Source organism: Rhizobium sp. P1_B8, from assembly GCF_056406515.1.
The window spans coordinates 91,637-110,745 of record NZ_JBFTZZ010000020.1 but is presented as its reverse complement, the minus strand read 5'-3'; the positions used below and the strand labels follow the sequence as shown (position 1 = coordinate 110,745).

The following is a 19,109-nucleotide window of genomic DNA, read 5'->3' as shown; positions in this document are numbered from 1 at the left end:
GCATGAGCGGGCTCGAGCTCAGGAACATCGTCAAGAATTTCGGCGCCGTCGAGGTCATTCGCGATGTCTCGCTGCATGTCAATGACGGCGAGTTCGTCGCTTTCGTCGGCCCTTCCGGCTGCGGGAAATCGACGCTGCTGCGCCTCATCGCCGGCCTCGATAAGCCCACCGGCGGCAGCATCGCCATCGACGGCAAGGATGTCACCGCTATCAGCGCCGCCGATCGCGGCCTGGCCATGGTCTTCCAGTCCTATGCGCTCTATCCGCATATGAGTGTCAGGGAAAACCTCGCCTTCGGTCTGGAGAACACCAAGGTGGCGAAAGCCGAGATCGAAGCGCGTATCACGGACGCCGCCCGCATGTTGGAGATCGAGCCCTTCCTGCAGCGCCGTCCGGGCCAGCTCTCCGGCGGCCAGCGCCAGCGCGTGGCCATCGGCCGCGCCATCGTGCGGCGGCCGGATGCCTTCCTGCTCGACGAGCCGCTGTCCAATCTCGACGCCGAACTCAGGGTCAGCATGCGGGCCGAACTGGCGGCCCTTCACGCCCGCCTGAAGGCGACGATGATCTACGTCACCCACGACCAGGTCGAGGCGATGACGCTGGCCGACCGCATCGTCGTGCTGAGAGGCGGCAGGATCGAGCAGGTGGGAACGCCGCTGGAACTCTATAACAACCCGGCCAACCGTTTCGTCGCCGGCTTCATCGGTGCGCCGCACATGAATTTCCTCGAAGGTGCGATTGTCGGTCACCAGGGCGGTTTCGCTGAGGTCGAAACCGTTGGTGGCCATCGTCTCTCGGTGATTGCCAAGGAGGCACGCCCGACGGGCGAAAGGGTCAGCATCGGCATCCGCCCGCAGCACATCACCCTTGCCGATGCGGCCTCAGCGAGCAGACTGGACACCCGCGTCACCCTTGTCGAGGAACTGGGCTCGGAGACCGTCGTCCACGCCGACGCAGGCGGGAAGAAACTGATTGCGGTCTTTGCCGGCCAGCAGCGGATGAGGTCAGGCGACAGCCTGCCGCTGCATCTCGATCCCGATGTGCTGCACCTTTTCGGCGAGGACGGCCGGCGTCTGTCCTGATGGGCTGAACCGCTCGTCAGCTTCCAGTCAGGCGCTCCCAATTCGCATGCGCGAACTTTGCCTTTTTGGCCGCATCGAGCTCCAGATCTTCGACAAATCGCCGCGCATCGCCTCCGGGGCGATACTGGTATGGGTAGTCTGTCGAGAACAGGACGCGGTCCACGCCGACGGCATCGATCGCCTGCCGCAAATAGGCGGGGCTGAACATGCCGCTGGCCGTCAGATAGAGATTGTTGCGGACATAGTCGAGGAATGGCCGCTGGAGTTTGGACACCCGATCCAGCATGACGAGCCGCTCGAGATAAAACAGCACCAGCTCACCCCAGTGCCCGAGGATGACCTGGAGGTTCGGGTGACGGTCAAAGACGCCGCCCAGGATCAGACGCACGAACTGGATGCCTGCCTCGAAATGCCATCCGAGGGCAAATGTGGACAGGGCGAGATCGATGGGAGCGCCGAAGCCCGCATAATAGGTGTCGCGAATGCTCGTCTGCGGGATCTGCGGGTGAATCAGAAGTGGGACATTGAGCTCCGCTGCGCTGGCGAATGTCGGCTCGAAGATCATATGATCGAGATTCTTGTCGCCGACCCGGCCGAACAGAACGGCACCTTTGCAGCCGAGTTCCTCGACGGCTCGCCGCAGCTCTCGCGCCGCCTCGTCCGGCTGCGCAAAGGAGAGAGCCGCCATCGCCTGGAAGCGGGAGGGGTGAGCCGAAACAGCCTGGGCCAGAATGTCGTTGGCGCGACGAGCGAGATCGACGCCGTGATGGCCGAGATTGTTGAGACCCGGGGTCGTCAAGGAGAGAACCTGCACATCGACGCCGGTCTCGTCCATCAGAGCCAACCGCTGCTCTCCAAGATCCGCCAGCCTTTCGCCGAGCAGACCCGGATTGAGCCCAAGCGTCCCGTCGTCGGCGCCGGGTATCGTGTTCCACCCATGCTTCACCTCATCGGGCAGGACATGCTCTTCGATTGCGATGATCTTCATTGGTGAATTCCCTCGGTCAGGACTTCCGGGTGAGTTGATCGACGATCGCCTGGCCGACGCCGTGTGCAGACGCCGGGTTCTGGCCTGTGATCAGACGGCCATCGACCACCACCTTCTCCGTCCAGTTTGGCGCCGGGTCATGCAGCGCGCCTCGCTCCTTGAGGTCGTTGCCAGCAGATAAGGCACGACCTCGGTGTACTTGACCTCCGCCTCTTCCTCGTCCGTGAAGGCGGCGAGCTTCTTGCCCGCGACCAAATGGCTGCCGTCCGAGAGGGTTGCGTTCACCAATGCAGCGGGGCCGTGGCAGACCGCCGAGACGATGCCGCCGGTTTCGTAGATATCGCGGATGACGTGTTGCACAGCCGGGCTGTCGGCAAAATCCCACATCGTGCCGTGGCCGCCGGCGAAGAAGACTGCGGAGTAGCGGGAGGGATCGAGTTCGTCGAGGATGAGCGAGTGGGAGAGCGCATCGCGGAATTCGCGGTTCTTCCAGAATCGGGCGTTGACCGGGTCGGTGAGGTCGAAGAAGTCGATCGGCGGATGGCCGCCCCGGATCGAGGCGATCTCGGTCGGGATGCCGGCCGCGCGGAAAACCTCGAGCGGATGCGTGAGTTCGACCATCGCAAAGCCAGTCGGCTCGCCGGTATCGCCTCTGATCGGATGGCTGGTCACGACGCAAAGGATGGGCTTGATGTTATTTGCCATTGTCTTGGCTCCTCACGAGTTGAGCGAGGCAATGTCGATCACGAAGGTCGCTCTTCAACATGCGCTCGTAGGCTCTGCTGCGCCCGCCGAATTCGCGGCAGGCCCAATGTGTTCCGTTGTATCGCAGGCGTAAATCTCAGGCGTTGGCGGGCGCAAACAGCGCTTCCCAGTTGAGGAAAGGACCGAGCGGGATGACCTCCCAGTCGATGAGCCCGGCCTTGGCGAGCGGGAATTCGCTCAAGGCCTGCTTGGCGGCTTCGACCGATTCGCATTCGGCGATGATGGCGACACCCGGACGATCCTGGCGGAAGTAGATGTCGCGGATGATGCCGCCCTTGTACATCTGCCAGGCGTGTCGGGCTTCATCCGACATATGCGGCTGGTACTTTTCCAGACTGGCGCCGGGTTGGGGAATATCGAGGCAAAGCAGTTTCATGGCAGGATTCCTTGGTTGGAAAAGATGGATCAGGCGGGTTGAAACCGGCGCACGGTCTCGGCGACGCGATGACCGAGATAGCCCGCGGTCTTAAGGTCGCTTCCGGCAGGCGTGACATCCGGCGCCTGATCAATGTTCGATTGGGTCATGACGCCAAGCCAGCTCCCGAGCCGGTTGAGGTCGTCTGTGCTGCCTGTGCTGCTGCTGTTGCCCGGCATCAGATCGAGACCGACCCAGATCATGCCGTGTTGCGCGGCAAACAGCGCCATCGATACGAGCGAGTTCAGCTTGTCGCCGTGCTGGGCTCCGGAGTTGGTGAAACCGGCAGCGATCTTGTTGCGCCACTTCAGTTCCGACCAGGCCGCTTTGGTGGAGTCCTCGAAAAACTGCTTGAGCTTGGCGCTGATGAGGCCGTTATAGGTCGGCGACCCGAAGATAATGGCGTCGCTCCGTTCCAGCGCGTTCCAGTCCATCGCGCCATCCGCGACGGCGACCAGTTTCGCCCCGATTCCTTCCACTTCCCGTACGCCTTCGGCAACCGCCTCGGCGACACGCGCGGTATGGCCGTAGCCGCTGTCATAGACGATGGATACCAGCAATTGCCGTCCTTCCGTTGATGAGATGGCGCGCGAACGGCGGGCAATGTTTTGCCATATGTCCGGCTTGCTTAGGTCGCGGTTGCCATGAAATACCGTTTGCTTGGCCGGCCTTATATCGTAGAATGCAGTTGACGATTAGAAATCGTTTTTCTCTTCTTTGGTTCCTGGGGTTCTCCAATCGATGGGCCGCTCTTCGCGAGGATCCGCTTGGTGCGAGACAGGTTTGATGGAGTGCAAGTCTTTGTCGAGGCAGTCGAGACGGGCGGCTTTGCCAAAGCCGCCGAGCGATTGTCGTTGACGCGCTCCGCGGTCGGTAAGGCCATCGCGCGTCTCGAAGAGCGCCTGGGCGTCCGGTTGTTTCACAGGACCACGCGGACGCAGTGCCTGACCGAGGATGGTCAGCAATATTACGAGCGCTGTGTGCGTGCCATCGAGGAATTGCGCGCGGGCGAGTCTCTTCTGGAATCGGGTCAGCGCGAGGTCGTCGGCAGGTTGCGCGTGTCGCTGCCCGTCTTGTTTGGCCGCTACTGCGCCGCACCCATCTTGCGTGCCTATGCGCGCCAGCACGAGAAGCTCGAGCTCGAACTCAGTTTCAGTGACCGCCAGATCGATCTGATTGCCGACGGCTTCGATTTGGCGGTGCGCAACGGCGCCCTTGGCAACGGAACCGCGCTCCACGCCCGGCGACTGGTCAGCCCACGCAAGGCACTATGTGCCTCTCCAGCCTATCTTGCCGCACGAGGGGAGCCGAGTTCTCTGGCGGATCTGTCAGAACATGATACCCTCGTATACTGGCGCAACGATTATGGCCTGACCTGGCAGCTTCCCGATGCGACCGGTGCTCTCATCGACCTGTCGGTCACTTCAAGACTGCGCTTTGACGATCTCGAAGTGATCGCCGATGCCGCCGTCGATGGCATGGGCCTGGCTTGGCTTCCCTACTGGCTGATCCATGACCGCGTGCAGGCGGGCGAACTGATCGAACTCTGGACCGATCGACCGAGGGCGGCGATGGAATGCTACGCCGTCTGGCCAACCACGCAGTATCTGCCGTTGCGGTCGCGACTGGCGATCGATGCGCTCGCCACCGAATTGCCGAAGCGTTTCGTTGTCTGAAGCGGATCCCTTTGCGCTTCATTTCCCGCAGGAGCCGCGCAACGGTGCCTAAAGTGGCTCTCCACGGTGTCGTCGCAGCCGCTCACGTTGAATAACGCAACGCGTTCACGAGAAGAGAAAAGGCGGGCGAAGACTGGCGTCGGCTTGGGTAGTAGAGATGGAAGCCCTCCCAATAGGGAGAAAAATCCTCCAGAAACCGCTGGAGGCGACCGGTTCCGAGATGGAGCTTGGCGATATCTTCCGGGACATAGGCGAAGCCGAAGCCGCCGAGAGCCGCCTCAAGAACGTTGTAGATCGTGTTGAAGACGAGCTGCCCGTCCACCCGAACCTTGATCTCGCGGCCGTTCTCTTCGAACTCCCAGGCATAAAGACCGCCATAGGTGGGCAGGCGCAGATTGATGCACCTGTGCTGCATCAGGTCCTTCGGATGTCTTGGAATATCGCGTGAGGCAAAATAGGATTCTGCGGCGACGACGGCGAAACGGACATCCGGCCCGATCCTCACCGAGATCATGTCCTTGGCAATCTGTTCGCCGAAGCGCACGCCGGCATCATAGCCTTCACTGACGATGTCCTGCAGACCGTAGTTCACGTCCAGTTCGAGCCTGATGTCGGGATATTGTTGGAGAAAGGTTCGAAGCTTCGGCCATATGTAGCACTGGATCTGATAGTCGCCGGCGGTCAAGCGGACGGTTCCGGCCGGCTGGTCCCGAAGAATGTTGAGCCCATCGAGCGCAGATCCGATCTCGTCGAAAAGCGGACCGATGCTCTGCAGCATCCGTTCGCCGGCCTCGGTGGGTGAGACGCTGCGCGTCGTCCTTGTCAGCAGCCGCACCCCCAGCCGCTGCTCGAGCTGACGGAGCGTATGGCTCAGCGCCGACTGCGAGACGCCGAACTTGGCGGCGGCTTTGGTGAAACTGCGCTCCCTCGCAACCACCAAGAACACCATCAGGTCGTTGATATTCTGGCGCTCCACTGATGATTCCTCCTCATAGACCGACGCCCATCATAAACGCCTGCCTATGAAATGGTAACAATCAACTCTGGACCAGCAAGCACGCCGGACCCCTTTGCGCCGGACCGGCGTGCTTTCGCTGCAGGCTGGAGCTTCACTTTGCCCGGCTACGCAGCACCTCTCCGACAACCGACGATGCAGAGAAGGCGTTCGGCCAGCCGGCGTAGAAGGCCGTATGGGCAACGACCTCGCCGGCTTCGTCGGCGGTCAGGCCGTTATCCATGGCGCGGTTGAGGTGATAGGTGATCTGAGCGCTCTGGCCCGATGCGATCAGCGAGCTGACCGTCACGAGGCTGCGGTCTCGCGGTGCAAGGCCCGGCCGCTGCCAGAGATCGAGGAACAGCGGGTCGGTTGTGAACTGCACGAGCCCCGGAGAGATCGGACCGACATTCTTTTCGACGCCGGTGGCGCGTTGGCGCTCGGCTTCCTCGTTGAGTGGCAGCAGTTGCGGAGAGGCCGCAGGCAGCTGATCTGTGGTGATGCCCCGATCTTTGAAGACGTCCTTGGTCGCCGCGACTGCCGACATCGCGTTCGACCAGCCCGAGTAGAAAGCCAGATGCGTGATGATCTCGGAGACCTCCGTCGAGGTCACCCCGCTATCGAGAGCGACGTCGATGTAGTGCTTCAGATCGATTGCCTGGTTTCGGGCGATCAAAACGGCGAGCGTGACGATGCTGCGATCGCGACGTGACAGTTGCGGCCGCTGCCACAGGTTTCCGAGCACGTCCTCTTCAGCGTATCGGCCAAGAGCCGGCGATACGGACTGGATATCGCTGACCGACAATGATGAAGCACTTGCCGGCATGGCTCCGCCTCCACTTCCTTCCTGGGCCATGACAGGCTCGCCCATCGTGAGCGAGATTGCCGTGGCGGCCAAAATTCGTTTCATGATGATATCCTTCCAACTTGGTTGTTCCGGCATCGCCTGGAATGGGCCTGCAACGGCGCAACGACGAAAGCCGCAATGCGCCCGTCGTCAGCGTCGAAGCACGGTTCTGTGGTATTGCTGCTGCAGAATGTGCCGCTAGAGACCGGATCGACGCAGCATTTCTTCGGGATAACGAGCTCCCTGAATGACGATGTTGGTCTGCTCGATCTCATCGAGATCGGCCTTGTCCAAGGTGACGTTCAGCGCCCCGATATTCTCCTCGAACCGTTCGAGCTTGCGGGTGCCGAACAGCGGAACAATCCAGCGCTTCTGCGCCAGCAGCCAAGCTAGCGCGACCTGCGCCGGCGTCACACCATGCTTCTCGCCGATCTTGCCGGTCAGCTCGACCAGCTTCAGGTTGGCAAGACGCGCTTCCTCGGAGAAGCGGGGGATTCCCGCTCGGATATCGGAACTGTCGAATGTGGTGTTGAGGTCGATCTTGCCGGTCAAAAATCCCTTGCCGAGAGGGCTGAAAGGCACGAGCCCGATGCCGAGCTCCTCGAGCGTCGGAATGATTTCGGCCTCCGGCTCGCGGGTCCACAAGGAATATTCGCTTTGCAACGCGGCCACCGGCTGTACCGCATGCGCACGGCGTATCGATCGGGCACCGGCCTCGGACAGACCGAACCACCGCACCTTGCCCTCGGCGATCAGCTCCCTGACCGTGCCGGCCACATCTTCCATGGGCACGTCTGGATCGACCCGGTGCTGATAGTAGAGGTCGATGTGGTCGGTGCGCAGGCGCTTTAGGCTGCCCTCGATGGCGCGGCGGATCTGCGCCGGCTTGCTATTGACGCCACCGCGGTGCTCGCCCGTCTGCTGATCGATGTCCCAGCCGAATTTCGTGGCGATCTTGACCTTGGCGCGAACCGGAGCAAGCGCCTCGCCCACCATCTCCTCGTTCGTCCAGGGGCCGTAGACTTCAGCGGTGTCGAAGAAATCCATGCCGCGTTCGACAGCGGTGCGAAGCAGGTCGATCATCTCCATTCGGTCGGGGAGCTCGCGGGCCTTGCCATAGCCCATGGCGCCCAGCGACAAAGCGGAGACCTCCAGGCCCTGGCCGAGTGTGCGCTTGATCATTTGCTTCTCCTCTTTTCAGGTTGATTTGAAGAGCTATCGACGACGCGCGCCCTGAGGCGATCGCATGCCGATCTCATGCGATCCGACCGCCGTCAGGTATTTTCCTCGCGCGGCGTGATCCGGACGGTTGCCGCGCGTGCTCGGGCACTGACCATCGGCGCGAGATACTGGCTCTTGCCGTATTTGGCGCGGTAAGCGTCGTCGATGCGATCGTTGATTGGGCCGTCCACAGGCTCGAAGGCGACCGTGCGCGTCATCCCGGCGGCAATGATCCGTCCGGCCTTCTGGTGGACCGCCGCCTGATACCATCTGGACTTCTGACCATGGTAGCCGCGTACATAGAGCCAGCCATCGACAACGACCTCCCAGATCCAGGTCGGGGTGCCATAGGTGGCGCCATCTTCGCGAAACGGTGCGATTTTCAGATCGTCGGCCTGATCGATTTTGCTAAGTTCGTCATCCGACCAGTTCATCGTCGCTCTCCGCTTGTGTCGGCCGCAGCCGTCATACTGCTTCTCAATCTTATGCTCTGAATATAGGGCGCCCCCCAGCCATGATTAGGCACAGCAAATCGCATGAACTTATGAGCGTGAATCATCAATGCGGGCCGGTCACAGGGGGCTAAGCAACCACTCGGCTGGAAGGGTGGCTTAAGCGGACATCCGTCCTCGCTCACATCAGTAGGGGGGCTAACTCGGCGCACCGGAACATGGTGATCGATTGCGGTTCGATCGGCATTCTGCTACGAACGGCCTGTCGAAAGAGTGCTGACCGGATGGTAGCCCGGTCGCCGTCTCAAGGGACGGCAATTCTCCCTCCAAGGGTATCCGCGACACCCGAGACCGGCTTGCCGGTCGCAAAGGTGTGTCCGCTGATAACCACGTCATCGTCGGCGCACCTTCTCAACTGTTGGAAGGATGGACGACCTTGAAGCTCACAGGAAACACAATTCTCATTACTGGCGGCGCAACCGGCATCGGTTTTGCGCTCGCGCGGCGCCTTTCCGAAAAGGGCAATCACGTCATCATTTGCGGTAGAAGCGAAGGCGCGCTCCGGAAGGCACAGGAGGACGTGCCTGCGCTGATCACCCGCATTTGCGACCTTGCCAACGGCGAGAGCCGCCATTCTATGGTCGAATGGCTGAAGGCGGAGCATCCGGCACTCAACGTCGTCGTCAACAACGCCGGCGTTCAGCATCGGCGCGATTTCAATACGGATCCGGCGATCGAAACTCTCGATCAGGAAGTGGCGATCAATCTTACGGCGCCGATCCATCTGATCGCTCAGCTGCTCGCTACCTTGCGGCAGCAAGAACATGCGTTCATCATCAACGTCAGCTCGGGCCTCGCTTTTTCGCCGATGGCCGATGTGCCGGTCTATTGCGCCACGAAGGCCGCGATCCACTCCTTTACGCTCAGCCTGCGCCATCAGTTGAAATCCACAGCAATTCGGGTGATCGAGGTCGCGCCACCGATCGTCGATACCGCTCTCGGCGGTGGTACGCGCAGCGAAGGCACAGCAAGCCGCATGATGGTCTCCTCGGAAGAGTTCGCTGCCGATGCGCTGGCGCAGCTTGAAGCGGATAAGGATGAGATCCTCGTCGGTATCTCCGCCGACACGCGCCGGATGGGCGAAGCCCTGTTCGAGCGCATGAACAGCCGCTCCTGATGGGTGTGGATTGCCGTGACCGGTCGCGGCAATCCCTCCCGAAGATCGCCGCTCGGCCGCTAGATCTGCAAGCGGACGACGTCACACTAACGATGGTGCCAGAATTTGGCACCGTGGTGGTCTAACCTGCATCGACGTGACGGAATTCAGGAAAGCCATGGTCATCAGACTTCGCGGCGACGCCGGAAATTGCCTCCGCGGATGTCCATGCGATCCCCAAGCATTCCCATCAAACGCGGGCAGGGGAGGTTGCCTGGTCATCGGGCCGATGGCGCTGCCCGGGCTCGCGGCGGCTGCCACCGTCACAGTCGTGCCTTCAGCAAAACAGGAAGAATGGCCCACTATGAAACGCATTCAATATCACCAGTACGGCGGCCCCGATCTGATGCGGCTCGAGGAGTTCGAACTGGCTTCGCCGGGTAAAGGACAAGTGGCGGTTAAGATCAAGTTCGCAGCGATCAATCCTATCGATTGGAAGCTGCGGGCGGGACGGATGAAGATCGTTACGGGAAGGGCTTTTCCTCGCGCAATGGGGATGGATATTTCCGGGACCGTCATTTCGGTCGGTGAAGGGGTGACGCGCTTCAAGATCGGCGATGCCGTGTTCGGTCTTGCCCGGTTCAAGGAGAGCGGGGCCTTGGGAGAGGCTGTCGTCACCAAGGACAGCTTCTTGGCCAAGAAGCCCGACACCGTTTCGTTTGAGGAGGCGGCTTGTCTCGGGACGCCTGGAGCCACTGCTTGGAACGGGCTGGTCGACAAAGCGAAGCTGACTGCCGGCGAGCACGTCTTCATCAATGGCTGTACCGGTGCGGTGGGCGAAGCGGCTGTGCAGATCGCGCAGATTCTGGGCGCAAAGGTCTCGGGCAGTTGCAGCGCGGTGGCGACGGAACGGGCGCGGGCCCTCGGCGTTCAAACCGTGTTCGACTATCGGACAACTGATTTGTCGACGGTTCGCGAGCGTTTCGATGTGGTCTACGACACGGCTGCGACGATGACGGACGCCGTGGGGCTTGGGCTCTTGCGTCAGAATGGCCGGTTCGTCGACCTCAATCCCACGCCAGGGAAATTCATTCGGTCGATGTTCAACCGAAGACTGAAGGTTGTGGTGTGCACACCGAGGTCCGAGATTCTCGATAGAATCGCTCGTGCCGCCAAGGACGAAAATCTTCGCCTTCCGATCGCCGAGATCGTGCCTCTCAGCGAAGCCATTCCACTCATCACGGCTCTTGAGTCCGGACGGAAGCTCGCCGGAAAAGCCCTCGTCACGATGGAGTGAGCGTGTCACGAAGCCATCGATTATTTGACCTGATGCAAGTTCTTCGTCGTCACCGCGGAACGGTACCCGGCTTGACGCTTGCGCGAGAGCTCGGCGTTTCGCTGCGGACCATCCGTCGTGACATCGTGACGCTGCAGGCCATGGGCGCGGATATCGATGGAGAGCCCGGGGTCGGCTACATACTGCAGCCGGGTTTCCTTTTGCCGCCTCTGTCTTTCACGGAAGAAGAGATCCAGGCGCTTGTCGCTGGCGCGCAGTGGGTTAGTCGGCACACAGACGATGCTTTGGCGCACGCTGTTCAAAACGCGCTCGCAAAAATCGGCGGTGTGCTTCCCCCCGACCTGCGACGGGGCTTGGACGACAACACGTTCTTTGTTGGTCGTTCTGAAAAAGGTTCATCGGTGCTTGATCTGGCGCAGGTCAGGCGAGCGATGCGCGAGCAGCGAAAGATCCGCATCACGCACGCAGATCAAAGCGGGGCTGTGTCCGAAAGGAACATATGGCCAATCATGCTGGGATTCATTGATTCACAGCGATTTATCGCGGGTTGGTGCGAATTGCTGGGCGACTTTCGCATTTTCCAAGCTGACCACGTCATGACCGTCAGTTTCCTGGACGATCACTATCCGGGAAACCGCCGCCAACTCGTCAAGGAGTGGCGCGCTCAGGAAAAGCATCCCTGCAAACAGAGGGATTGCGGATAGCTGATTGTTGCCTCGGCCCCCGAATTTAACCTCGCTCTGCAGGCATGCCTGCAGAGCGTTTCGAAGACTTTATAGAGATCGGAAATAATGATGGCTTATACGACTTCCTCCGACCGCCCCTTCAAGCAGAAGCGGCGAATTTGGGCCTTTTGGGTGCTGACCGTTGCCTTTGTCACCTTCCAGCTCATCGCGCATCCGGGCTTCGGACCTGAAAGCCTTTTTCTCACACTGCTCGCTCAGTTTGGAACATTGTTGATCGCTTTTGGCATAATCGGACGAATCTGGGCGACCATCTATATTGGAGGTCGAAAGAATTCCGCGCTTGTGACCCAGGGACCCTATTCGATCACGCGCAACCCTCTTTATCTCTTTTCGCTCTGCACGATCAGCGGCGTCTGCCTGGTGTTTGGAAGTCTGCTTATCACCGCAATTTTCACGCTGCTCGCCTATCTTGTGTTCAGATATACGGCGAAGCGGGAGGCTGTATATTTGTCTCACCTCTTCGCTGAGCCATATGCGGAATACGCCCGGCGCACACCGTTGTTCTGGCCCAATTTCTCCAACTTTGAGTGGGGGCAGGCTCCGGTGATTTCCAACCGGGCGCTGCTGGTGACATCAAGAGATTCTCTCTTCACCATCGCCATGATCCCATTTTCCGAACTGGTCGAATACCTTCGAGAAAGCGGCTTTCTAACCATGGCTATTATTGTTCCTTGAAAGTGACTGTGTGAACAGCACCTCTTCGGCGAGGACGGGCGGCGCCTGTCCTGATAGGCTGCGAGAGCAGGTCTCGCGCTCGCGCAGACAAACGACGCCGACCCCCCATCATCCTGCGACATCGGCGCAGGCAAGCCAGCCGTCCGACGCTGACGACGGGACGATGGGGCCAGGTCAGGGATCCATGCCCCGGCGGATCCGGCATGATGCCCGACGGAATGATGGGGCGGAGCATGATGATGCCGTCCGGCATGATGGACGGTATGCCGATGATGTCGATGCGCGGACACATGATGAAAATCATGTTCGCGGTCGCCGACGCCGACGGAGACGGCGCGCTGTCCTTCGAGGAGGTGACGGCGATCCACAAGCGGATATTCGACGGCGTGGACGCGAACAAGGACGGCAAGGTCACGACCGACGAATTGCAGGCATTGATGCGGCCGTAGCGGGGCCTGGGATCCAGCCTCGGCTCTGCGAATAGTCGCGGAGCCGCCGAGGATATGATAGGATCGCAATGCATTGACCACGGGAGGGGTAAATGCGCCGAGTCCTTCTGTGTCTGATCCTTTGCGCGCAATCCGCATCGACGGCGGCGGCGGCGTCCGAGCTCGCCATTTTCCACACCGCTTCGTTCGGCGGCAGCCGGTCGGTCAGCCTCAGTCTGGCAGAGGGCGGTCCCGCCCGCGATCGCGCCTTTGATTTCGACGTCGTCATCACGTTGTCGGAATTCGACGGTGACGGGACGGTGCTCTATCGGGACGGGGGAAGACACCAGGCGAGCGTGCGCTGCATTGCGCCCGCCATGGTGCGGATCAATTCCGCCGACTATGTGATCGACCTGTCGACGCGGCCGGGAACGGACTGGAAGCACGATCTCTGGGCGGCGCTCTGCACCGCTCCGGTTTCCTGAGCGGCAGCTCAGCGTGGCTTGATCGATCGAGCGTCAGCTTTTCCGGGGGCGGACCTGCATGAACACGTATGGCGCGCCGGTTCCCGAGGGGATCGCATAGACGTCATAGACCGCGGCCGGATCGACACCCATTCCCAGTGAGCCAGACGGCATCCCCGGCACGGCCAGTCCTCGGACCGGCGGCCGCTCTCGGAGCAGGCGGTGCACAGCCTCGAGCGGAACATGTCCCTCAAGGTAGTATTCCTCGACGACAGCGCTGTGGCACCCTTCCATTTCGGCAGGCACGCGAAGCCGTGCCTTGACTGCGGCAAGGTCGTCGGTGTTGTGGAGATCGACGGAATAACCTGCCTCTGCCATTGCTTTCGCCCATTCGTGGCAACAACCGCAATTCGGGTCCTTATAGACGGTCATTTTTGCCGGAGCTGTGGCACGAGCCCTTCCGCTCAGGAACACCAGGGCAGAGCCCGCCATTGCAATGAAACTTCTTCTTCCGTGCATCGTCTGCGCTCCTCGATGTCCTGCCGCCCGGATCGACCCGGGCGGCAGGAGGTGGCTATTTTACATTGGTGACGGTCAGCTTGCCATTCACACGCTCGGCAACGAACTCGACATTCGCGCCTTCTTTCAGTTTCTCGAGCAGAGCCGGGTCTTCGACGCGGAAGACCATCGTCATCGCCGGCATGTCGAGGTTCTTCAGGTCCTCATGCTTGATGGTGACCTTCTTTGCCTTTGTGTCGACCTTGTTGACGATACCCTTAGTGAATTCTTCGGCGAGTGCGCCGAAGGCTGCGCTGGTGCAGAGCAGGGCGGCGAGGCCAATTTTGATCATTGCAGTTTTCATGCTTGTAGCTCCATTGTTGCAGATTACTTGTCAGCGACGGTGACGTCGCCGTGCATACCGGCCTCGTAGTGGCCGGGGATCAGGCAGGCGAACTTGAACTCGCCGTCGGTGGTGAACTTCCAGACGATCTCGCCGGATTGGCCGGCCGGAAGACGGATGGAGTTGGCGTCGGCATGTTCCATTTCCGGGAACTTCTCCATGACCTTCTTGTGCTCCAGGATCTTGTCTTCCTGATCGAGCACGAATTCGTGGTCGACGGTTCCGGCGTTCTTGATCGCGATCTTGACCGTCTGCCCTTTGCGGACGTTGAAGACGGCGGGGGTGAACAACATTTTCCCGTCATCGGTTTCCTTCATCGTGACGCGGATCGTCTGCGTCGCCTTTGCCTTGTCGCCGGGTTCTCCGATGGCCATCTTCTCGCCATGGCCGCCGGCGTGGTTGCCTGAGGCAAGTGCTGGCGACGCGAGTGCTGCGAGGGCCAGTGCCATGAGATAATTCTTCATCCGTAATTCCTTTTCGATGTTGAGATTGGACCTCAGCCGTTTGTCGGCTTCGGCGTGATTTGCGTTTCCGCGTCTTTGGCCTTGGTCGCGTCCGGAAGTTCTCCGGTCCACTCCCAGGCCTGCGTTCCGGGCGGGTTTTCGTACCAGCCGGGATCTGAGTAATCGTCTGCCGAGATGCCCTCGCGGACCTTGACGACCGAGAACATGCCGCCCATCTCTATGGGGCCGTGCGGGCCCCAGCCGGTCATCATCGGGACGGTGTTTTCGGGGATGGGCATTTCCATTTCGCCCATGTCGGCCATGCCCTTGGTGCCCATGGGCATGTAATCCGGCTGCAGCTTCCTGATCTTCTCGGCAACCTTGGACTTGTCAGCCCCGATGAAGGTCGGGATGTCGTGACCCATCGCGTTCATCGTGTGGTGCGATTTGTGGCAGTGGATCGCCCAGTCGCCGAGATACTTGGCGTCGAACTCGTAGGCACGCATCGCGCCGACGGGGATGTCGATGCTCACCTCCGGCCACCGCGCTTCCGGCCGCACCCAGCCGCCGTCGGTGCAGGTCACTTCGAAATCGTAGCCATGCATGTGGACCGGATGGTTGGTCATCGTCAGGTTGCCGACGCGGACGCGTACCCGGTCATTCCTGGACACGACAAGAGGGCTGATGTCCGGGAACACGCGGCTGTTCCAGCACCACATGTTGAAGTCGGTCATCTCCATGATCCGCGGCACGTAGGAGCCGGGGTCGATGTCGTAGGCGTTGAGCAGGAAGACGAAGTCCCGGTCGACGCGCATGAACTTGGGATCTTTCGGATGGATCACGAAGAAACCCATCATGCCCATCGCCATCTGCACCATCTCATCGGAATGCGGGTGGTACATGAAGGTGCCGGATTTCACGAGGTCGAACTCGTAGACATAGGTCTTGCCGACTGGAATGTGCGGCTGCGTCAGGCCGCCGACGCCGTCCATGCCCGACGGCAGGATCATGCCGTGCCAGTGGATCGTCGTGTGCTCCGGCAGCTTGTTGGTGACGAAGATGCGGACGCGATCTCCCTCGACAGCCTCGATCGTCGGTCCCGGTGACTGTCCGTTGTAGCCCCACAGATAGGCGGTCATGCCGTCCGCCATCTCGCGTTCGACCGGTTCGGCGACGAGGTGGAACTCCTTGACGCCATTGTTCATCCTGTGCGGCAGGGTCCAGCCGTTCAGGGTGACGACCGGCTGATAGTCCGGGCCGGAGGTAGGGAGGAGCGGCGGCTGCATGTCGGCCGATTCCATCGTCGGGGCCTCGGGCAGACCCATTGCCGAGGTCTTCGTCCAGGCGGCTGTGGTGAGCAGAGCAGCGCTGGCGCCAAAAAGTTGTCGTCTGTTGAACATGGTGTGTCCTTTCTCAATGACCGCCGCCAGCGCTGCTTTCGGAAACAGCGGCGACCTCGGTCTCTGCCGCCGCCTTCGTCGCGCCGCCGCCGTAGATCGCAGGCGCCAGATCGGCTTCGGCCAGCCAGAAATCTCGCTTCGCGTTGACGGAAAGCAGGGTGGAGTTGATCTTGTCGCGGGTGTCCGTCAGCAGCTCGAAGGTGTTCGAGATCATGCCGTTGTAGGTCAGCAGGGATTCCTCCTCGACCTTGGTGCGCAGCGGCACGACGTTGTAGCGGTAGTGTCGCGCGATATCGTAGTGCGAGCGGTAAGCCTCGTAGGCGGAGCGTGCTTCCGAGCGGACGTTGACGGCTTTTTCGGCCAGCAGGTTCGCCGCCCGCATGTAGGCCAGCTCGGACTTGCGCATCCGGGCCTTGCCGGTGTCGAAGATCGGGATGGCGAACTCAAGCTCGACCTGCGCAGTGGTCCTCGTTTTCGTCTCGTCGTCCTCGATTTCGCGTTCCGTTTCGAAACCGGTCAGGATCTCGAGGTCGGTCACATAGCGCGTCGCCTCGGTGAGGCCGTAGGATCTGGCAGTGGCCTCGAGGTCGAGCTTAGCAATCTGCAGGTCGATGCGGTTCCTGAGGGCTTCGGCCTCGATGGTGTCGCGTCTGACGACGGACTTGGGGAGCGGCGGCAGGCTGTTCGGGACCTGGTAGTCCAGATCGGAGCCCCAGAGGCCCATCAGCCGCGTTAGATCCTCCTTGGCGAGACGGGCCGCCAGCCGGGCCTTTGCCGTTTCTCCGGCGAGCTCGGCGACGAACACATGTTCACGGGCCTGGGCGCCCTTGGCCATCGCGCCTGTCTCGCCGAGTTTCTCGGCGAGTTCCGAGGCTGCGTCGGCAGCCGCCTGGGCGTGCTGGAGCTGCCCGACATTCTCCCATGACGCGACCGCACCGATCCAGGCGCGCCGGGTGTCAGCGGCGACCTGGAGTGTCTTCACTGCAGCGGTCAACTGCGCCTGCCGGAAGCGGGTGTCGGCGATCGCCACGTCCCGGTTCCTCGTCGCGAGCGCCAGGATGTTCGTCGTGAGCATTCCTTCGATCGTTTTGAACGCCCCCAGCTCCGGCGTCCCCATGCCTGTCGTGCCGATGGAGACGGTCGGATTGATGAACATCGTCGACTGCCAGGCGTCGGCGGCGCTGTCGCCCAGATCGGCATAGGCGGCCTGGAGGCCCTTGTTGTTGAGCAGCGCGATCTGGACGGCCGTCTCGACGTCGAGAGGCTTCGTTCGAGCAAGCAGGCCTTTGACCTGCGCGGCCGCCGATCGCGCCTGGTTCTGGTTTTGGATCCAGACGGTCTCTTTCGCCGTGACCGTAGCGGTTTTGTTGGCAACGGAGGTGAAGCCCGCCTCCTTGCGGGAATAGTCGGCGCCTGTAACGCAGCCGCTCAACGCGAGCGGGAATGCCAGCGCCGCGATCAGTCTTGTGGTGCCGATCATGAGCCGTCTCCATTCATGGGAGACTGCAGATCGTTCTGTCTGCGCCAGGGTTTGGGATCGACCGGCTGGCGGGCGACGTAACCTGTGATCGGCGACCTGTATGCCGGCGGAAGCGCGGACGGCTGAATGACCGCGGTGGGAAATGCCACCACGTCGGGAGGAAGCGTGGATGCGCAGCCGCCGGTAACAAGCGGCAGCCCCACCACGAAAAGCGAGGGTTTCATTTTGAAATATCCGAATAGGAGATAGCCTACGGCGCGCTCGCCCAGAAGCAGGCAAGCGTCCGACTAGACCCGATCAAGCGGGTGCGTCTCTATTCAGATATTCGGGGGACGGTTGAGGGTCGGCAGTTCGCCAAGGGTCGTCCGGTCGTCGATGAACTGCCGGATCGAGGTTACGACCGGTCCGCCGACGTCCTGGCCTTCACAAATAATGCCGAGCCCGCCACAGAAATCCTTGCAGCACTCTTGCTTGACGGGCTTCGATACGCCATCGGCGTCACCGCTGGCCTCGCCTTGGGAGTGGTCATGGACAGCCATCTTCGTCATGTCATGGCCATCGTGATGCTGCATGGCATCGGTTTCTGACACGGCCGCTGCCATTTCGGGGAACGAGGAGCCATGCATGGCGGCGCTGGCGTTCGACAGCGAGTACCCCGCCAGTGATACGATCATCACCAGCCGCATCATCACGAGCAGCCTGCTCATTGCGATTCGGTACATCTTGCCCATGCTCCTCGAACTACATGCAAAGCAGCTCGATTTCAATTGCAACTCACCTGTCGTCAATGTTCGAGTCCTTTATGTGGCACGAACATCATCCCGTTCACGATCCCTGTGTTCGCCGCCAAGACCGGCCGCTATGTCGTGCTGACGCTGGCCACCCTAGAAATTCTCGGCTGACCGCTTCCGGCGCGAGAACACCATGCGGTCGACCGTCTCGTCGCGGGCGACCAGCGTGTGCCAGGCCGCTGCGGCGAGGTGCAGCGCGACCATCGCCAAGATAATCTTCGACCCGATTACGTGATACGGCGCGATGGCGAACGAGAGATAGCTCGCGACGAACCCCATGCAGGCCTGTCCGATGATTGCGGCGTAGAAGCCGTAGTGAAGCGCCTTCGCGGCTCGCCCGGCCCATGAATTCGGCCCGTTGGTTTCGGGCGGTTGAAGGAGACGAAGAACCAGCCGCACGCCCATCAGCAGGCCGATCACCATTCCCGCATAGTTGTGAAGCTGGTGCTGGACGACGTCCCAATAGGACGGTGTGAGACCCATGTGGACGGCGTGGTGGGTTCTCTCGATGCTGCCGCCGGTCAGATACTGAACCGGCACCATGAAGGCGACGAGCCAGTGGAGTCCTATCTGGGCGCGCGAGTAGCCACTCTTCATCGATCCTCTCCGAGCGAGAGGCGCAGACTAACCGGCGGCAGTTAATGCTTTCTCATCGCTCGGTTGCCAAAAGATCTGAGTCTATTGGAAGCCGGGAATGCGTCAAAATCCGCGCCGACTGTGCCAAGGACTGAAAACGGGCCGGCGATATGTAGAGTTGCGTCGACGCCTGTCGCGATTGCGCCGAGAGCTATGAGAAGATGGCCGCCTGACGCGCCGCGCATTCGCCCTCTTGCTGCCCAGATAAAGACGGATATCCGTTGCAGCATCATGGTCACCAATCCAGGCGGC

Annotated in this window: 22 protein-coding genes and 2 pseudogenes; 8 read left to right on the top strand and 16 right to left on the bottom strand. The window is 61.1% G+C overall.

Annotated features, from left to right (window positions below; genetic code table 11):
- Positions 1–2: 2 nt before the first annotated feature.
- Positions 3–1,082, top strand: coding sequence for an ABC transporter ATP-binding protein (locus AC1D2N_RS23310; RefSeq protein ID WP_130652348.1), 1,080 nt, complete (start codon positions 3–5; stop codon positions 1,080–1,082).
- 16 nt (positions 1,083–1,098) lie between these two features.
- Here the strand turns inward: AC1D2N_RS23310 and AC1D2N_RS23305 are convergent, their stop codons facing one another.
- From AC1D2N_RS23305 to AC1D2N_RS23290, 4 genes and pseudogenes are all read right to left on the bottom strand, one after another.
- A complete protein-coding gene (locus AC1D2N_RS23305; protein ID WP_130652349.1) occupies positions 1,099–2,070 on the bottom strand; it encodes an amidohydrolase family protein in 972 nt (323 codons plus the stop codon).
- Positions 2,071–2,086: 16 nt separating this feature from the next.
- Positions 2,087–2,775, bottom strand: a pseudogene (locus AC1D2N_RS23300) (type 1 glutamine amidotransferase domain-containing protein).
- 136 nt (positions 2,776–2,911) lie between these two features.
- Entirely contained in the window at positions 2,912–3,211 is a 300-nt protein-coding gene (locus AC1D2N_RS23295) for a YciI family protein (RefSeq protein ID WP_130652350.1), read from the bottom strand.
- Between the two features lie 29 nt (positions 3,212–3,240).
- Positions 3,241–3,810: a flavodoxin family protein gene (locus AC1D2N_RS23290; RefSeq protein WP_130652351.1), complete on the bottom strand. Its 570-nt coding sequence runs from the start codon at positions 3,808–3,810 to the stop codon at positions 3,241–3,243.
- Positions 3,811–4,020: 210 nt separating this feature from the next.
- On the opposite strand from AC1D2N_RS23290, the gene AC1D2N_RS23285 reads away from it, so the two are divergent.
- Positions 4,021–4,926, top strand: a complete 906-nt coding sequence (locus AC1D2N_RS23285; RefSeq protein ID WP_130652352.1) for a LysR family transcriptional regulator — start codon at positions 4,021–4,023, stop codon at positions 4,924–4,926.
- An 82-nt stretch (positions 4,927–5,008) separates the two neighbouring features.
- On the opposite strand, the gene AC1D2N_RS23280 is transcribed toward AC1D2N_RS23285, so the two are convergent.
- From AC1D2N_RS23280 to AC1D2N_RS23265, 4 genes are all read right to left on the bottom strand, one after another.
- Positions 5,009–5,902: a LysR family transcriptional regulator gene (locus AC1D2N_RS23280; RefSeq protein WP_130652353.1), complete on the bottom strand. Its 894-nt coding sequence runs from the start codon at positions 5,900–5,902 to the stop codon at positions 5,009–5,011.
- Between the two features lie 133 nt (positions 5,903–6,035).
- Positions 6,036–6,830, bottom strand: a complete 795-nt coding sequence (locus AC1D2N_RS23275; protein WP_130652354.1) for a carboxymuconolactone decarboxylase family protein — start codon at positions 6,828–6,830, stop codon at positions 6,036–6,038.
- 135 nt (positions 6,831–6,965) lie between these two features.
- Positions 6,966–7,949: an aldo/keto reductase gene (locus AC1D2N_RS23270; RefSeq protein WP_130652355.1), complete on the bottom strand. Its 984-nt coding sequence runs from the start codon at positions 7,947–7,949 to the stop codon at positions 6,966–6,968.
- Positions 7,950–8,041: 92 nt separating this feature from the next.
- On the bottom strand, positions 8,042–8,422 hold the full coding sequence (locus AC1D2N_RS23265) for a DUF2255 family protein (protein WP_018445399.1): 381 nt from the start codon (positions 8,420–8,422) through the stop codon (positions 8,042–8,044).
- 454 nt (positions 8,423–8,876) lie between these two features.
- On the opposite strand from AC1D2N_RS23265, the gene AC1D2N_RS23260 reads away from it, so the two are divergent.
- The 6 genes and pseudogenes from AC1D2N_RS23260 to AC1D2N_RS23235 all read left to right on the top strand — a co-directional run bounded on the left by AC1D2N_RS23260 (position 8,877) and on the right by AC1D2N_RS23235 (position 13,227).
- Positions 8,877–9,617 (top strand): SDR family oxidoreductase, encoded by a 741-nt coding sequence (locus AC1D2N_RS23260; RefSeq protein WP_130652356.1) that lies wholly within the window; start codon positions 8,877–8,879, stop codon positions 9,615–9,617.
- A 343-nt stretch (positions 9,618–9,960) separates the two neighbouring features.
- The gene (locus tag AC1D2N_RS23255) at positions 9,961–10,893 is read left to right on the top strand and encodes an NAD(P)-dependent alcohol dehydrogenase (RefSeq protein ID WP_115157677.1); all 933 of its coding nucleotides are present in this window, start codon (positions 9,961–9,963) and stop codon (positions 10,891–10,893) included.
- On the top strand, positions 10,890–11,597 hold the full coding sequence (locus AC1D2N_RS23250) for a helix-turn-helix transcriptional regulator (protein ID WP_115157554.1): 708 nt from the start codon (positions 10,890–10,892) through the stop codon (positions 11,595–11,597). The genes AC1D2N_RS23255 and AC1D2N_RS23250 overlap by 4 nt, the downstream gene beginning before the upstream one ends.
- Before the next feature lie 90 nt (positions 11,598–11,687).
- Positions 11,688–12,314: a methyltransferase family protein gene (locus tag AC1D2N_RS23245; RefSeq protein WP_130652357.1), complete on the top strand. Its 627-nt coding sequence runs from the start codon at positions 11,688–11,690 to the stop codon at positions 12,312–12,314.
- Positions 12,315–12,383: 69 nt separating this feature from the next.
- A pseudogene (locus AC1D2N_RS23240) lies at positions 12,384–12,763 on the top strand (EF-hand domain-containing protein); the annotation flags it as partial.
- 92 nt (positions 12,764–12,855) lie between these two features.
- Positions 12,856–13,227: a hypothetical protein gene (locus AC1D2N_RS23235; RefSeq protein WP_130652358.1), complete on the top strand. Its 372-nt coding sequence runs from the start codon at positions 12,856–12,858 to the stop codon at positions 13,225–13,227.
- Positions 13,228–13,260: 33 nt separating this feature from the next.
- Here AC1D2N_RS23235 and AC1D2N_RS23230 read toward each other — a convergent pair whose 3' ends face one another.
- The 8 genes from AC1D2N_RS23230 to AC1D2N_RS23195 form a co-directional block, all read right to left on the bottom strand.
- Positions 13,261–13,725 carry a DUF411 domain-containing protein gene (locus AC1D2N_RS23230; protein ID WP_130652359.1) on the bottom strand — a complete coding sequence of 155 codons (465 nt, stop codon included), beginning with the start codon at positions 13,723–13,725 and terminating at the stop codon, positions 13,261–13,263.
- 55 nt (positions 13,726–13,780) lie between these two features.
- Positions 13,781–14,068, bottom strand: a complete 288-nt coding sequence (locus tag AC1D2N_RS23225) for a copper-binding protein (RefSeq protein WP_130652360.1) — start codon at positions 14,066–14,068, stop codon at positions 13,781–13,783.
- Between the two features lie 23 nt (positions 14,069–14,091).
- On the bottom strand, positions 14,092–14,571 hold the full coding sequence (locus tag AC1D2N_RS23220) for a cupredoxin domain-containing protein (RefSeq protein WP_130652361.1): 480 nt from the start codon (positions 14,569–14,571) through the stop codon (positions 14,092–14,094).
- Positions 14,572–14,603: 32 nt separating this feature from the next.
- Positions 14,604–15,950, bottom strand: a complete 1,347-nt coding sequence (locus AC1D2N_RS23215) for a multicopper oxidase family protein (RefSeq protein WP_130652362.1) — start codon at positions 15,948–15,950, stop codon at positions 14,604–14,606.
- A 13-nt stretch (positions 15,951–15,963) separates the two neighbouring features.
- Positions 15,964–17,430, bottom strand: a complete 1,467-nt coding sequence (locus AC1D2N_RS23210) for a TolC family protein (RefSeq protein ID WP_130652363.1) — start codon at positions 17,428–17,430, stop codon at positions 15,964–15,966.
- Complete coding sequence (locus tag AC1D2N_RS23205; RefSeq protein WP_130652364.1) at positions 17,427–17,654, bottom strand: hypothetical protein; 228 nt, start codon at positions 17,652–17,654, stop codon at positions 17,427–17,429. Before AC1D2N_RS23205 ends, AC1D2N_RS23210 begins: the two co-directional genes overlap by 4 nt.
- Positions 17,655–17,747: 93 nt before the next feature.
- Entirely contained in the window at positions 17,748–18,161 is a 414-nt protein-coding gene (locus AC1D2N_RS23200) for a hypothetical protein (RefSeq protein ID WP_197728259.1), read from the bottom strand.
- Between the two features lie 153 nt (positions 18,162–18,314).
- Positions 18,315–18,818, bottom strand: coding sequence for a cytochrome b (locus tag AC1D2N_RS23195; protein ID WP_130652365.1), 504 nt, complete (start codon positions 18,816–18,818; stop codon positions 18,315–18,317).
- Positions 18,819–19,109: the final 291 nt, after the last annotated feature.